This is a genomic window from Leifsonia shinshuensis (genome assembly GCF_031456835.1).
Taxonomy (GTDB): Bacteria; Actinomycetota; Actinomycetes; order Actinomycetales; family Microbacteriaceae; genus Leifsonia; species Leifsonia shinshuensis_C.
Genome location: NZ_JAVDVK010000001.1, coordinates 3,507,246 through 3,521,898, shown reverse-complemented (window position 1 = coordinate 3,521,898; position 14,653 = coordinate 3,507,246). Strand labels below are relative to the sequence as shown.

The following is a 14,653-nucleotide window of genomic DNA, read 5'->3' as shown; positions in this document are numbered from 1 at the left end:
GTGACTGCTCCGGTTACTTGACCGCGCCGGCGGTGATGCCGCGGGTCAGGGTGCGCTGGAAGATGAGGAAGAAGACGAGCGTGGGGATGAGGCCCAGCAGCGCCGACGCGGACGTGGTGGTCACATCCATCAGCCGATCGCCCTGCAGGGCGCTGATCGCCACGGGGACCGTCTGGTTGTCGTTCGACACCAGGAAGGTCAGCGGGATCAGGAACTCGTTCCACGTCCAGATGAAGAAGAAGATGAGCAGGACGCTCAGCGTCGGGCGCGAGATCGGCACGACGACCCGCCACAGGATGCGCCAGCGGCCCGCGCCGTCGAGCGACGCGGCCTCCAGCACCTCCTTCGGGAAGGTGCCGTACACGCTCGACAGCAGGTAGGTGCCGAACGCGCTCTGGATGACGGTGAAGATGATGATGACCGACCACGGATTGTCGTACAGGCCGACCTGCTTGAACATGAAGTACAGCGGGTAGAGCAGCGACTCCTGGGGCAGCATGTTCGCCAGCAGGAACAGGACGATGATCCAGGTGCGGGCCTTCACCCGGCCGATGCCGAGCGCATACGCGTTCAGCACGGAGAGGACCACCGACAGGACGGCGACCATCCCGGAGATGAAGAACGAGTTCCAGAGCTTCTCCGGGAAGTCGACCCGGTTCCAGAAGTTCACGATCCCGTCGGTGTAGAACGACGTCGGCAGCTGCAGCGGACCGCCCGCGTTGTAGTCGGCGGGGCTCTTGAACGAGTTGATCAGGATGAGCAGGAACGGGAAGGCGATGCCGATCCCGACCAGGATCGCGACGACCAGGATGACCCAGTCGGTCGCTGTCTTGCGGGGCTTCTGCCGCTTGAGCCGGCGCGGCTCGGCGGGTGCCGTGCCGGTGCGCGGACGCTCGATGGTGGTCGACATCAGATCTGGTTCTCCCTGCGCTCCGCGCGGTTCTGCGCGACGATGAAGAGGATGGACACGGCGACGATGACCACGGTGAGCGCGGTCGCGATCGTGGCGCCGTATCCCACCTGCTGGCTCTGGAAGAACTCGCTGTAGGAGTAGTAGCTGGGCACCATCGTCGCGGTGCCGGGGCCGCCGCGGGTCAGCGTGTACACCGGGCCGAACACCTTCAGCGCCGCGATCGTGCAGGTCAGGGTGACCACGAAGATCTCCGGCCGGATGATGGACACGGTGATCGAGCGGAAGCGCTGGAACCAGTTCGCGCCGTCCAGTTCCGCCGCCTCGTACAGCTCGGGGTCGACGCGCTGGAGGGCGGCCATGAAGATCACGACCGGGTAGCCGATCTGCACCCAGACCATCACCGCCATGATCGACGCGAGCGCCGTGTCCGGGCTCCCCAGCCAGTTGTGGGCGAGGCCGCCGAGCCCGACGGTCTGCAGCATGGTGTTCAGCGCGCCGTTGTCGGGGCGCAGGATCCAGCCGATCACGATCGCCGCGATCACGACGGGCAGGATCTGCGGCAGGTAGTACGTGGCGCGGAGGAAGCTGGCGACCTTGCCGCCGAACTTCTTGCCGACCAGGTCGAACAGCATGGCCGCGAGGATCAGGCCGACCAGCGTCGGGATGACCACCATCGCGACGATCATCGCGATCGAGTTGCCGAAGGATGTCCAGAACTTGTCGTCGCCGAGCAGGCGGACCCAGTTGTTCAGCCCGATGAACTTCGGCGGCCGGATGCCCCGGTAGCTGGTGAAGCTGAGGTAGATGTTCCAGACCAGCGGGACGAGGACGATCACCGTCAGCAGGACGAAGCCCGGCAGCAGGTACCACCAGAACCGTCCGTGCCCGCGGCCCGGCACCAGTGCTTCGCTGCGCGCCTTCTGCGTGCGCCTTCCCGGCGCCCGCGCACTCACGTCGACCATGCGTGCTCTCCTTTGCATGCCCTGCCCCTCCCCACCATCGGTTCCTCACTTAATCCGCCGACACGCCGTGCCGGAGCGGATTAACCGAGGAACCGATGGGTGGGGAGAGGGGTCAGGGGGTGGTTACTGGTTGACGATCTGGTCGACGCCGTCCTGGTACTCGGAGCCGAGCTCCTTGTTTACGGCGGTCGGAGTCTTGGTGCCGTTGATGAGCTCCTGCAGACCGGCGTTCAGCTGGTCGTAGAAGGTCGGCGTGGGCCAGTCGGGGTAGTACGCGATGCCGTCCTCACCCGTGAGGGTGTTGAAGTTCGCGATCAGCTCCTTCGACTTCTCGTCGGTGATGTCGCTCGTCTTCGCGGCCACCGGCACGCCGCCGTTGTTGCCGATCAGCGCCTGGATCTTCGGGGTCATCGTGATGTCGATGAACTTCTCCGCGAGGCCCTTGTTCTTCGCCTTCTCGGGGATCACCCACATGTTGCCCGCCGATCCCGGCGAGAGCTTGGTGCCCGGGAACAGGAACGTGCCCCACTGGTAGTCCTTGATCTCGGTCTGGAAGCGGCCGTACCACCAGCTCCCCGAGAAGAAGATCGGGTACTTGCCGGAGATGAACGCGGTGCCGGCGTCCTCGGCCTTGAGGCCTGAGGCGTCCTTGGAGATGTAGCCCTTCTGCACCCAGTCGTCGACGGTCTTGGTGGCGGAGAGCAGCTCGCTGCCCTGCCAGTTCACCTTGCCCTTGTAGAGCTGGTAGTCGTCCACGAAGGAGCGGTCCGCCTTGGTGAGGGCGAGCTGGTACCAGAGCTGCCCGAGCGGGTACTCGGCGGCCGACTCGGCGAGCGGGGTGACCCCCGCGTCCTTGAACTTCTGCAGCGCGGCGACGAACTCGTCCTGGCTCTTGGGGACCTCGATGCCGTACTTCGCGAACATGTCCTTGTTGTAGTAGACCTCGACGTACTCGCCGTAGTTCGGGATGCCGTACCAGGAGCCGGAGCCCATGATGCCCTTGTCGTCGTAGCGCGAGGTGGTCTGGAGGCTCGGTGCGAGCTTCTTGTCCCAGCCGTACTTCTTGACGGCGTCGTCGAGGTTGCTGAGCAGGCCCTGGCTGGCGAGGAGGCCGGCGGTCGCGTTGCCCTTGTTGTACTCGAGGATGTCGGGTGCCTGGTCCGAGTTCAGGACCTGGGATGCCGTGGAGCGGATCTGCTCGAAGGCCTTGGCCTCGAACTTGACCTTCGCGCCGGTCTCGGCCTCGAACTCCTTGATGGCCTCGTTCCACGCCTTGCCCATCGCGGAGTCTTCGCTCTCGAAGTGCCAGAGGGTGAGGGTCTTGCCCTTCCCGTCGGTGCTGTCGGACGACGAACCGCTCGTGCCGGAGCACCCGGCGAGCATCAGGGCACCGGCGGCCAGAACGGCGCCGATTGCGAGGTGCCTCTTGCGCATCTGTTACCTCCTTGTAGTGGAGTGGACGCGCGTGTGCAGGCCTCGCAGCCACTCCGATGCATTTTGTTGGTGAACACAACATAAGCGACGCAAGCGGCGGGATGCAAGTTCTTTCTCGTGGATAGAAGCCGAGATTGCGGGACAGAACGGTTAGTTCTCGTCAACAACATAGGCGCGCTAGCGGCACCGTATGACCCGGAACGGCGGGAATCTCAGGCCGCAGCGAGGGCGCGCGCCGGGTCCGCGATGAGGTCGGCCAGCACGAGTTCCGCCGCCCCGATCAGCAGCTGGTCGGCGCCCAGCTGGGCCTCGACCACGGTCACGCCCTCGCGGGCCGAGTGCACCACGTCGCCGAGGAGGTCGGGGGCGCCGTGGGCGCGGCCGCCGCGATAGAGGGCGGCGAGGAAGCCGCCGAGCACGAGCACCGAGGGGTTGAACACGTTCACGGCGTTCCGCGCGGCGATCGACAGCAGGCCGTAGTCGCGCTCGATGACGGCGAGGGCGGCCGGGTCGTCGGTCTCCACGAGCCGGTCGGCGAGGAAGGCCGCGTCCGCCGACGCGAGACCCACCGACGCGAGCAGCTCCGCCTGGGTCACCTCGGCTTCGAGGCAGCCGCGGGACCCGCACGAGCAGTCCCGCCCGTGCGACTGCACGAACGTGTGGCCGAACTCTCCCGCGTACCCGGCGGAACCGGTCAGCAGCCGTCCGCCGCCGACCGCGCCCCCGCCGATCCCGGACGCTCCGCCGATCATGTACACCAGGTCGTCGACGCCGCGCCCCGCCCCGAAGGCGCTCTCCGCCCTCAGACCGAGGACGGCGGCGTTCGCCGCCCAGACGCGGTACCCGGTCGCGGCCGCGAGCATTTCCGCGAGCGGCTCGTCCACCCAGCCGAAGTGGGTCGCCTCCCGGACCATGCCGTCCGACAGCCGCACCTGGCCAGGGACCGCCACTCCGATCCCGGCGACGCGCACGCGCGACTCCCCCGCGAGCATGCCGGCGATCCCGGCGGAGGCGAGCGTCACGGTCTCGGCCGCCGACCGGACGGACGGGGTCTCGATCCGGATGCGCTTCAGCACCCGGCCGCCGAGCCCGACCAGGCCGACGATGACCGCATCCACCTCGGGGTTCACGGCGACGGCGGCGACGCTGCCCGACACCCGGACCACCGGGCTCGGCCGGCCGGCCCGACCACCGCCGGGCGTCTCGTCCACCTCGACCAGGTCGAGCGCGGCCAGCTCGGCCACAAGGTCGCCGACGGTCGACCGGTTCAGACCGGTGAGCCGCGTCAGGTCGCTCCGCGACAGGGCGCCGTCGCGATGCACCAGGCCGAGCACGGTCGCGAGGTTGCTGCGGCGCAGCACGTCCGTGGCGCCGCCCGACGACGGGCGCACGGTGCTCAGGTCGGATGCGGACATGGAATGACCATAACGCCCGGCGCACGGCCACCCGGCCAGCGCATCCCGCCGGTCACCACGTCTCGGGGCGCGCCCCCAGCGGCACGGGAGCGGGACGCTCGACAGTCGAGTTGAGCTCGACGACGGTGTGCGTCTCTCCGGCGCGTAGCACCGCCTCCATGATCTCGAGCACGTGGAACGCCAGCTCCCCCGACGCCCGGTGCGGCCGATCGGTCTCGATCGCGCGCGCCATGTCGGCGAGGCCGTAGCCGCGCCCGGCGTCCGCGTATCCCGCCGCGGGCGGCACGTCGCGGAACTCCCGGTCGTCGGCGGTCGCGATCCGGACCGTATCCGAGAACATGTTCGGGTCCGGCACCGCGATGGTGCCCGCGGTGCCGTACACCTCGAACTTCGGGCTCTCCGTCGCCCACACGTCGAACGACACCGTCACCGTCGAGATGACGCCGGAGACGTGCTCCAGGATGGCGGTGACGTGCGTGTCCACGTCGACGGGGATGCTCGACCCGGCCAGCGGGCCGGTCGCGACGGTGCGCTCGCGCGACGAGCGCCGGGTCGCGCCGGACACCCGGGCGACCGGACCGAAGAACGTGACGAGGCTGGTCAGGTAGTACGGACCCATGTCGAACAGCGGTCCGCCGCCCGGCTGGTAGTAGAACGCGGGGGCGGGATGCCACAGTTCGTGCCCCGGCGCGCTCCACGCGACGGCGGCCGCGACCGGGTCGCCGATCCGGCCGTCGTCGAGCAGCGCGCGGGCGGTCTGGACGCCGGTGCCGAGCACGGTGTCGGGGGCGCTGCCGATCCGCAGGCCCAGCGCGTTCGCGCGCTCCAGCACGGGAGCCGCCTCCTCCGTGGAGAGGGCGAGCGGCTTCTCGCCGTACACGTGCTTCCCCGCGGCGAGGGCGCGCAGGGCGACCTCCGCGTGCGCCTGCGGGATGGTCAGGTTGAGCACCGCATCCACGTCGGGATGCGCGAGCAGCTCGTCGACCGACAGGCCGAGCACGCCCTGTTCGGCGGCCACGGTCGCGGCGCGGTCGACGTCGAGGTCGGCGACGGCCGTGAGGCGCAGGTTCGGCAGGTGGAGGAAGTGCTCGAAGTACTGGCGGCTGATGACGCCGACACCGATGACTCCGACGTTCAACGGGACGCCCACAGCAGACCCCTCTCGATGATGGTGCGGACGGGCTGGCTCTCGACGATCTCCAGGCGGTGGCCGGGCGCCGAGACGAAGATGCGGCCCTTGCCCCACTGCCGGGTCCAGATCGCGGGCGACGTGACCGGACGGTTCCACGCGTCCCAGGGGCGGACCTCCTGGGTCGTCGTGGCCAGCACGTCGTTGTACTCGTCGCTGAGCACCCAGTACTGCTCGGTCACCAGGTCGAAGTCGTCGATGCCCTGGGTGATCGGATGCGTGCGGCCGAGCTCGGTGATGTGCACCGTGTACGGGATGTAGTTGTCGGACTGGTCGCCGACGCGCTCGGCCGGGTCCTTGCCCGCGTGGTGCGCGAACTGGCCGCCGATCATGTGCAGGTAGTCCGCGTTGTCCCGGTAGGAGTCGGCGATGCCGCCGTGCCAGCCGGCCATGCCGGTGCCGTTCAGGACGGCCTGGCGCAGTCCGCGGAACTCGGCGTCCTCGATCCGGTTCATGGTGTTGACCTGCACGATCAGGTCGACCGTCTCCATGTAGGCCTCGTCGGCGTAGACCGTCGTGCCCTCCTCGATGCGGACGTCGAACCCGTTGTCGCGGAGGAACGGGACGAACAGCTCCGTCGTCTCGACGGGCATGTGCCCGTCCCATCCGCCGCGCACCACCAGTGCGTTCTTGCTCATGCGTCCTCCTCGGTCGCGTCGATCGGCGTCCACGCGCTGCCGTCGGCGGCGCTGCGCTCGACGGCGTCGAGGACGCGCTGGATGTGCAGGCCGTCGGCGAACGACGGCTCCGGGTCGGTGCCCGTGGCGATGGCCGTCACGAAGTCGACCACCTCGTGGCTGAAGGCATGCTCGTAGCCGATGGCGTGTCCCGTCGGCCACCAGTTCGCCATGTAGGGATGCTCGGGCTCGGTCACGATGATGCGGGTGAACCCCTGCTCCCCGGCCGGGGCGGTGGCGTCGTAGAACTGCAGCTCGTTCATCGACTCGAGGTCGAAGGCGATGGCGCCGCGCGAGCCGCTGAGCTCGATCCGGAGGGCGTTCTTGCGGCCGGTCGCGTAGCGCGTCGCCTCGAAGGCGCCGATCGCTCCCGCGGCCGCGCCGCCGCTGAGCCGGGCGGTGAACCAGGCGGCGTCGTCGACGGTCACACGTCCGCGCTCGGTGGATGCTGTGCCGGACAGCCCGACGGTCTCCCCGAGCAGCGGGCGCTCCTCGACGAAGGTGGCGAGCGTCCCGGAGACGCCGCTCAGGCGGGAGCCGGTCAGGTGCTCGACCAGGTCGACCGCGTGCGCGCCGATGTCGCCGAGCGAGCCGGAGCCGGCCGCGGCCTTGTCGAGCCGCCAGGTCATCGGGCCCTCCTCGTCGCGCAGCCAGTCCTGCAGGTAGAGGGCGCGGACCTGGCGGATCTCGCCCAGGCGCCCCTCCTGCACCAGGTTGCGGGCGAAGCCGATCGCGGGAACGCGCCGGTAGCTGAAGCCGACCATCGAGCGGACTCCGTCGGCGGCGGCGCGCTCGGCCGCCTCCGTCATCGCCTCGGCCTCCGCGACCGTGTTGGCGAGCGGCTTCTCGCAGAGCACGTGCTTGCCGGCCTGCAGCGCGGCGATCGCGATCTCGGCGTGGCTCTCGCCGGGGGTGCAGATGTCGATCACGTCGATGTCCGGGTCCTCAACGGCCGCGCGCCAGTCGGTGACGGCGTTCTGCCAGCCGAAACGGCGGCGCGCATCCTCGACCCGGGCGGCGTCGCGGCCGACGATCGTCGCCATCACCGGCTCCGCCGGAAGGTCGAAGAAGCGCGGGGCGGTGCGCCAGCCCTGGGAGTGCGCCGCGCCCATGAACCCGTAGCCGATCATGGCCACGCGGAGCTCTGGGGTGTCGGTCATCGTCGGCCTCCTTGTCGTGCGAACGCGCGTCGTACCCGTGCGACGCTAGATCGCCTCCGCCCCGAGGGACAAGTTTCCGCGTCGGGTTGGAAAACTTTCGCTGGGCACGATGCGATGCTGCTCCCGGCTCAGCGGCGCGGCGGAGCCGTCGAGCCGCGCTCCACCAGGGAGGTCGCCAGCTCCAGCCGCGTGTTGTCGACGTCGGCGGTGCGCAGCCGGAGCGCCAGGCGGGTCGCCTCCTCCGCCATCTCCTGCAGCGGCTGGCGGATGGTCGTCAGCGGCGGACGCGCCCACGACGCCGACGGGGCGTCGTCGAAACCGACGACCGACACATCCCCCGGCACGTCGAGGCCGAGCGAGAAGGCGGCGTCGTAGACGCCGAGCGCCTGCATGTCGTTCGCGCACACGATGGCGGTCGGCCGGTCGTCGCCACTGAGCAGGCGACGGGCGGCGCGCTCCCCGTCCTCGCGGGCGAACCCGCCGCTCTCCACGCCCGGGACCGGCAGCCCCGCCTCCTGCATCGCCGCCTGGTAGCCCGCGACCCGCGCCCGCGAGCACAGCAGTTCGACGGGGCCGCCGATCGCCGCGATGCGCCGGTGACCGAGCGCAAGCAGGTGGCGGGTGGCGGCCAGTCCGCCCGCCCAGTTGGTGGCTCCGATCGCCGGGACGTCCGCGGGAGGGTCGCCGGCGGGGTCCACGACCACGAAGGGGATGTTGCGGGTGCGCAGCTGACGGCGGTGGTCGGCGGTGAGGTTCGAGAACTGCAGCACGATCGCGACGGGCTTCCGCCGCAGCACGCCGGTGATGAGCTCATCCCCGACCGCGTGGTAGTCGCCGATCGTCGACAGCGTCATCGCGAGGCCGTTCTCGCGTGCGGCCCGCTCGACGCCGCGGATCACCTCCACGGACCACTCGCTGGCCAGGTTCTCGATCACGAGCTCCACCGCATCCCCGCGCTCGGTGTCGACGCCGCGCCGGGCGTACCCCGAGTCGTGCAGCAGGTCCTCGACGCGGCGGCGGGTCGAGGGCGCCACACCGGGGCGCCCGTTCAGCACCTTGGACACGGTGGCCAGCGACACGGACGCCTCGCGGGCGATCGCCTCCAGGGTGGGTCGGGTGGGACCGGGCATGCAGCCACTGTCGCATATCGGTCGCACGGTCGAGCTGTGCCAAAATGTCCGCCACGCGCCCGTGCCGACCCGTGGTGCTTCGAAAACCGTGCCGAAAGCGAGACCGATGCCGCTCACCGACCTGACCCACGCCGAACTGCTCGCCTTCCGCCCGGAGGTGCAGGAGCCCGCCGACTTCGACGCGTTCTGGAGGCGCACGATCGCCGAGGCGCGGGCCGCCGGCGGCACCGCGGAGCTGACGCCGGCGGACACGCCGGTCACGCAGCTGATCGTCGAGGACCTCGTCTTCCCCGGGTTCGGCGGCGAGCCGGTCCGCGCCTGGGTCTCACGCCCGCTGCACGCCGACGGCCCACTGCCCGCGGTCGTCCAGTTCCAGGGCTACGGCGGAGGGCGCGGCCTCGCCGGCGAGAACGTGGCCTGGGCGCTGGCCGGGTACGTCCACGTCTTCGTCGACACCCGCGGCCAGGGCAGCGGATGGGGCAGCGGGGGCGACACGCCCGACCCGCACGGCTCCGGGCCTGCCACACCTGGCGTCATGACCCGCGGCATCCACTCGCCGGAGACCTACTACTACCGCCGGGTGTACACGGACGCGGTGCGCGCGGTGGATGCGACGCGCGACCTGCCGTTCGTCGACGCCTCCCGGATCGCCGTGACCGGCGGCAGCCAGGGCGGCGGGATCGCGCTGGCCGCCGCCGCGCTGTCGGACGGTGTCGCGGCGGCGATGCCCGATGTGGCGTTCCTCTGCGCGTTCCGGCGCGGCGTCGAGGTCGCAGGTGGCGGGCCCTACCTGGAGCTCGCCACCTACCTGTCGGTGCACCGCGACGAGGTCGCGGACGTGTTCCGGACGGTGTCATACTTCGACGGGGTCAACTTCGCCCGCCGCATCCACGTGCCGACGCTGTTCTCGGTGGCACTGATGGACACGGTGGTGCCGCCGTCGACGACGTTCGCGGCCTACAACCACCTCGCCGCCGAGGACCGCGCGATCGAGGTCTACCCGTTCAACGACCACGAGGGCGGCGGCGCGGCGCAGTGGCGCGCGCAGGCCGGGTGGCTGGCGGCGCGCTTCGGCGCCTGACCGGCGCTCGCGCGCATCCCGACGCGCCCTCGCGGTGCGCGATTTGCGCCAAATCGCGGTAATGGCGCGCCCGTAACCACGATTTGGCACAAATCGTATGCGCCGCCGCGACGACATTCGTGCCGAATGTTGGTTCTCGCGCCTCGCTAGCCGCCATTCGTGACGAATGTCCCTCAAGCGCTGAGACGACATTCGTGCCGAATGTTGGTTCTGGCGACCTGCAAGGCACCATTCGTGAGGAATGTCGCCCGGGGCGGGACGAGAATTGTGCCAAATCGTGGGATTGGCGGCGCCATAACCGCGATTTGGCACAAATCGTGTGCAAGAACAGCAGCGCGGGGCGCGTCAGGCGGGAGGCGCCGTCGTTCCTCGGCGGACGAGCCTCGTGGGCAGGCGGAGGTGGGTGCGCTCGGGCGTCTCGCCGCTCATCATCGCGGTGAGCAGGTCGGCGGCCGCCGCGCCGAGGCCCTGCATCGGCTGGCGGACGGTCGTGAGCGGCGGGGTGTACTGGGATGCCTCCGGCACGTCGTCGAAGCCGATCACCGACAGTTCGCGGGGCACATCCAGGCCGATCTCCGCCGCCACCTCGATCACCGCGAGCGCCGAGACGTCGTTGGCGGCGAAGACGGCCGTCGGGCGGTCCGGACGCGTGAGCAGCGGCAGCGCCACCTCGCGGACCGTGTTGTGCTCATAGCGGCCCACTGCGACCAGCGACGGGTCGAAGGGGATGCCCGCCTCGCCCAGCGCGTGGCGGTAGCCGGCGTCGCGGAGGTTCGACGAGCGGAGGTCGGGACGTCCGGCCACGAAGGCGATGCGCCGGTGGCCCAGCCCGATCAGGTAGGCGGTCGCGTTGCGTGCGCCGCCGAAGCTGTCCGACTCCACGGTCGGCACGTCGGCGCGGCCGGTGTGGGGGTCGATGGCCACCATCGGCACGTCGGCGTTCGCGTTCACGACGGTCGGGGTCACCATGATGACGCCGTCGATGAGCGTGCCGCTGAGCCGGCTCAGCGAGCGGCGCTCCCAGCCCTCGCTCGACGGCTGGCGGGATCCGCTGTAGGCGAGGAGGTCGTAGCGGGAGTCGTGCAGGGCCGCGCCGACGCCCTTGAGCACCTCGGCGGAGAACGGCTCGAAGTCCGCGACGAGCACCCCGATCACGCCGGTGCGCCGCGACCGCATCGAGCTGGCGACCAGGCTCGACTCGTAGCCGAGCTCCTGCACGACCTGCAGGACGCGCTCCACGGTCTCGACCGCGACCCCGTACCGACCGTTGACCGCTTTGGACACGGTGGCGACGGAGACGCCGGCCGCTTCGGCCACATCGTTGATCGTCGGACGCCGTCCCATGCCACCGGAGCCTAGCGTAGAAAAGGTTTTCGAAAACGTTTGACACTCTCAGCTCGGCTTGCGACACTTCCCTCGTCCCCACCTCAACGAAGAGAACAGGTTGGAATCACATGAAAGGCACCAAGCTCCTCACCGGGGCCGCCGTCGTGATGGCCGGCGCGCTCGCCCTCACCGGGTGCAGCGGCGGCTCCGACAGCTCCAGCAGCAACGGCAAGGTCAGCATGACCCTCTGGCAGAACTCGACGACCGGTCCCGGTCAGAAGTTCTGGAAAGACGCCGTCGCCGCTTTCGAGAAGGCGAACCCCAACGTCACCATCAAGGTCCAGTCCATCCAGAACGAGGACCTCGACGGCAAGCTCCAGACGGCGCTCAACTCCGGCGACGCTCCCGACATCTTCCTGCAGCGAGGCGGCGGCAAGATGGCGGCGATGGTCAACGCGGGTCAGCTGATGGACATCACCGACAAGGTCTCGTCCGAGACCAAGAAGAACATCTCCGAGGGATCCTTCAAGGCGGAGACCTACCAGGACAAGGTGTGGGCGATGCCCATCGCCGTGCTGCCGGGCGGGCTCTTCCACAGCCAGGACCTGTTCAAGGCCGCCGGCATCACCGAGGCACCGAAGACGATCGACGACCTCAACGAAGACGTCACGAAGCTGAAGGCCACCGGGGTCGCCCCGATCGCCCTCGGCGCCAAGGACGCCTGGCCGGCCGCCCACTGGTTCTACTGGTTCGCGCTCCGCGAGTGCGCCGGTTCGACCATGGAGAAGACCGCCGACTCCAAGTCGTTCAGCGATGGATGCTGGCTGAAGGCCGCCGAGGACCTGCAGAAGTTCTCGGACACCAAGCCCTTCAACGACGGCTTCCTCACCACCTCCGCCCAGCAGGGCGCGGGCAGCTCGGCCGGCCTCGTCGCGAACCACAAGGCCGCGATGGAGCTCATGGGCGCCTGGGACCCGGGAGTGATCGCATCGCTCACCCCCGACCAGAAGCCCCTCCCCGACCTCGGCTTCTACCCCTTCCCGGAGGTCTCCGGCGGTAAGGGCGAGCCCGGCTCGATCATGGGTGGCGTCGACGGCTACTCGTGCTCCGTCAAGGCCCCCAAGGAGTGCGCCGACTTCCTCAACTTCGTCGCCACCACGGACCAGCAGGAGGCCTACTACAAGGCCTTCAACGCCCCGCCGGTGAACGCCGAGGCGCAGAAGGTCGTCACCGAGCCCTACCTGAAGGATGTGCTGGCCGCCTACAACAAGGCGCCGTACGTCTCGCAGTGGCTGGACACGGTCCTCGGGCAGAACGTCGGCAACGCGCTCAACGTCGCGGTCGTCGACATGCTGGCCGGCAAGAGCGACCCGAAGCAGCTCATCCAGGCGGCCAACGACGCCGCCAAGAAGGGCTGAGGACAAAGCTCGTGAGCAACACCCGCGAGAACACCACCACCGGCCTCCTGCCGAAGTCGGGTCTCGCGCAGCACGGCGGGAGCGGCGCGGTCGCGTCGCTCCCGTCGCCGCGGCGCCGCCGGCGGACCGGCTGGGCCATGCGCCTCGAGATCCTGCTGCTGGCCGGACCCGCGGCGATCATCTTCCTGGCGTTCGTCATCTTCCCGGTCGTCATCGCCGCCTACTACGGCTTCTTCCGGTGGCAGGGATACGGTCCGGCGACGGACTTCATCGGCCTGCAGAACTACGTCACCATCCTCCAGGACTCGGCCTTCCAGCAGGCTCTGATGCACAACGGGCTGATCGTGATCGGCTCGCTCGTGCTGCAGGGGCCGGTGGCGATCCTGTTGGCCCTCCTGCTCAACCGCAAGATGCGCGGCCAGTCCGTCATCCGCGTGCTGATCTTCGTGCCCTATGTGATCGCCGAGGTCGTGGTCGGCACCGGGTGGAGCCTGATGCTCGCCACCAACGGGGCGTTGAACGGCTTCCTCAAGAACGTCGGTCTCGGCTTCCTCGCCAACGACTGGCTGTCCAACCCGAGCATCGCGATCTGGACCCTGCTGGCCATCCTGACCTGGAAGTACGTCGGCTTCGCCGTCATCCTCTTCCTCGCCGGCCTCCAGGGCATCCCGGAGGAGCTGTACGAAGCGGCCGCCCTCGACGGCGCCTCCTACTGGCAGATCCAGCGCAGGATCTCGCTGCCGCTGCTCGGCCCGACGCTGCGGATCTGGGCGTTCCTGTCGATCATCGGCGCACTGCAGCTGTTCGACCTCGTCTACATCATCTGGGGCCAGTACGTGGCCTCGACCGCCGGCACCTCGACCATGGCGACCTACATGGTCGCCAACGGCCGCAACGCCGGCAACTTCGGCTACGGAAACGCCGTCGCCGTCGTCATCTTCCTGATCTCCCTGATCGTCGCGCTGTTCTACCAGCGGTTCGTGCTCCGTCGCGACACCGAGGGCGCGATCACGGGTGACAGGCGCACCGGAAGGAAGAAGCGATGAGCGCGATGGTCGTCATCCCGGACGCTCCCGACGCCCCCGGCGTGCTGGATGCGCCGAGCCGCAAGACGGCGAAGAACCTGCCCTGGGGCTCCCCCAGCGTCTACTTCATCGCCCTCGTGGTGATCGCGCTGATGCTGACCCCGATCGTGTACATCGTGCTCGGCGGCTTCCGCACCAACTCCCAGATCACCGTCGACCCCGCCGGGTTCCCCAACCCGTGGAACGTGCAGAACTACATCGGCGTCCTCACCGGCGGCACGTTCTGGGCCGAGGTCGGCAACTCGACGATCGTCGCGGTCGTCACCACCGTCGGCGTGATCGTGCTCGGCCTCATGGCCAGCTACGTGCTCGCCCGGTACAGCTTCCGCGGCCGCGGTCTGCTCTACGCGCTCTTCGCCGCTGGTCTGATGTTCCCGATCACGGTCGCCATCACGCCGCTCTACATCGTGGTGCGCAACCTGGGGCTGATGAACTCGCTGGTCGGCGTCATCCTGCCCCAGATCGCGTTCGCCCTGCCGACGACGATCATCATCCTCGTCCCGTTCCTGCGGGCGATCCCGGATGAGATCCAGGAGGCGGCGTTCATCGACGGCTGCAGCCGGCTCGGCTTCTTCTGGCGGATGGTGCTGCGGCTCTCGATGCCCGGCGTCATCACCGTCGGCATCCTCGCCTTCATCGCCAGCTGGAACAGCTACCTGCTGCCCCTGTTCCTCCTCAACAACGAGGCGACGTTCACGCTGCCGCTCGGAGTGCAGGCGTTCTCGTCGCAGTACTCCGTCGACACCGCCAAGGTGCTCGCGTTCACGTCGCTGTCCATGATCCCGGCGCTGATCTTCTTCAGCCTGTTCGAACGACGCATCGTCGGCGGGCTGACCGGCGCCGTCAAGGGCTGACGCCCGACC

At 69.2% G+C, this 14,653-nt stretch carries 13 protein-coding genes; 4 read left to right on the top strand and 9 right to left on the bottom strand.

Translation table 11 applies throughout. From position 1 onward, the window contains the following. Positions 1-13: 13 nt before the first annotated feature. The 8 genes from J2W45_RS17240 to J2W45_RS17205 form a co-directional block, all read right to left on the bottom strand. The gene (locus tag J2W45_RS17240; RefSeq protein ID WP_310134351.1) at positions 14-910 is read right to left on the bottom strand and encodes a carbohydrate ABC transporter permease; all 897 of its coding nucleotides are present in this window, start codon (positions 908-910) and stop codon (positions 14-16) included. After that, positions 910-1,875 (bottom strand): carbohydrate ABC transporter permease, encoded by a 966-nt coding sequence (locus tag J2W45_RS17235; protein ID WP_310134347.1) that lies wholly within the window; start codon positions 1,873-1,875, stop codon positions 910-912. The genes J2W45_RS17240 and J2W45_RS17235 overlap by 1 nt, the downstream gene beginning before the upstream one ends. Positions 1,876-1,998: 123 nt before the next feature. After that, positions 1,999-3,309: an ABC transporter substrate-binding protein gene (locus J2W45_RS17230; protein WP_310134345.1), complete on the bottom strand. Its 1,311-nt coding sequence runs from the start codon at positions 3,307-3,309 to the stop codon at positions 1,999-2,001. A 212-nt stretch (positions 3,310-3,521) separates the two neighbouring features. After that, on the bottom strand, positions 3,522-4,724 hold the full coding sequence (locus tag J2W45_RS17225; RefSeq protein ID WP_310134342.1) for an ROK family transcriptional regulator: 1,203 nt from the start codon (positions 4,722-4,724) through the stop codon (positions 3,522-3,524). A gap of 52 nt (positions 4,725-4,776) precedes the next feature. Continuing rightward, the gene (locus J2W45_RS17220; RefSeq protein ID WP_310134339.1) at positions 4,777-5,874 is read right to left on the bottom strand and encodes a Gfo/Idh/MocA family protein; all 1,098 of its coding nucleotides are present in this window, start codon (positions 5,872-5,874) and stop codon (positions 4,777-4,779) included. Continuing rightward, complete coding sequence (locus J2W45_RS17215; protein WP_310134337.1) at positions 5,859-6,551, bottom strand: ThuA domain-containing protein; 693 nt, start codon at positions 6,549-6,551, stop codon at positions 5,859-5,861. Before J2W45_RS17215 ends, J2W45_RS17220 begins: the two co-directional genes overlap by 16 nt. Further along, positions 6,548-7,750: a Gfo/Idh/MocA family protein gene (locus J2W45_RS17210; protein ID WP_310134336.1), complete on the bottom strand. Its 1,203-nt coding sequence runs from the start codon at positions 7,748-7,750 to the stop codon at positions 6,548-6,550. The genes J2W45_RS17215 and J2W45_RS17210 overlap by 4 nt, the downstream gene beginning before the upstream one ends. A 128-nt stretch (positions 7,751-7,878) precedes the next feature. Then, positions 7,879-8,880 carry a LacI family DNA-binding transcriptional regulator gene (locus tag J2W45_RS17205; RefSeq protein WP_310134334.1) on the bottom strand — a complete coding sequence of 334 codons (1,002 nt, stop codon included), beginning with the start codon at positions 8,878-8,880 and terminating at the stop codon, positions 7,879-7,881. Between the two features lie 106 nt (positions 8,881-8,986). Here J2W45_RS17205 and J2W45_RS17200 point away from each other — a divergent pair, with 106 nt between their 5' ends. Next, the gene (locus tag J2W45_RS17200; RefSeq protein WP_310134331.1) at positions 8,987-9,961 is read left to right on the top strand and encodes an acetylxylan esterase; all 975 of its coding nucleotides are present in this window, start codon (positions 8,987-8,989) and stop codon (positions 9,959-9,961) included. 345 nt (positions 9,962-10,306) lie between these two features. Here J2W45_RS17200 and J2W45_RS17195 read toward each other — a convergent pair whose 3' ends face one another. Next, positions 10,307-11,305, bottom strand: coding sequence for a LacI family DNA-binding transcriptional regulator (locus tag J2W45_RS17195; protein WP_310134329.1), 999 nt, complete (start codon positions 11,303-11,305; stop codon positions 10,307-10,309). A gap of 110 nt (positions 11,306-11,415) precedes the next feature. Here J2W45_RS17195 and J2W45_RS17190 point away from each other — a divergent pair, with 110 nt between their 5' ends. Genes J2W45_RS17190 through J2W45_RS17180 form a run of 3 tightly spaced genes read left to right on the top strand, consistent with a single transcriptional unit; the run spans position 11,416 to position 14,644 of the window. Further along, a complete protein-coding gene (locus J2W45_RS17190; RefSeq protein WP_310134327.1) occupies positions 11,416-12,705 on the top strand; it encodes an extracellular solute-binding protein in 1,290 nt (429 codons plus the stop codon). A gap of 47 nt (positions 12,706-12,752) precedes the next feature. After that, positions 12,753-13,751, top strand: coding sequence for a carbohydrate ABC transporter permease (locus tag J2W45_RS17185; RefSeq protein WP_396427125.1), 999 nt, complete (start codon positions 12,753-12,755; stop codon positions 13,749-13,751). After that, on the top strand, positions 13,748-14,644 hold the full coding sequence (locus J2W45_RS17180; protein WP_310134322.1) for a carbohydrate ABC transporter permease: 897 nt from the start codon (positions 13,748-13,750) through the stop codon (positions 14,642-14,644). Before J2W45_RS17185 ends, J2W45_RS17180 begins: the two co-directional genes overlap by 4 nt. Positions 14,645-14,653 lie beyond the last annotated feature (9 nt).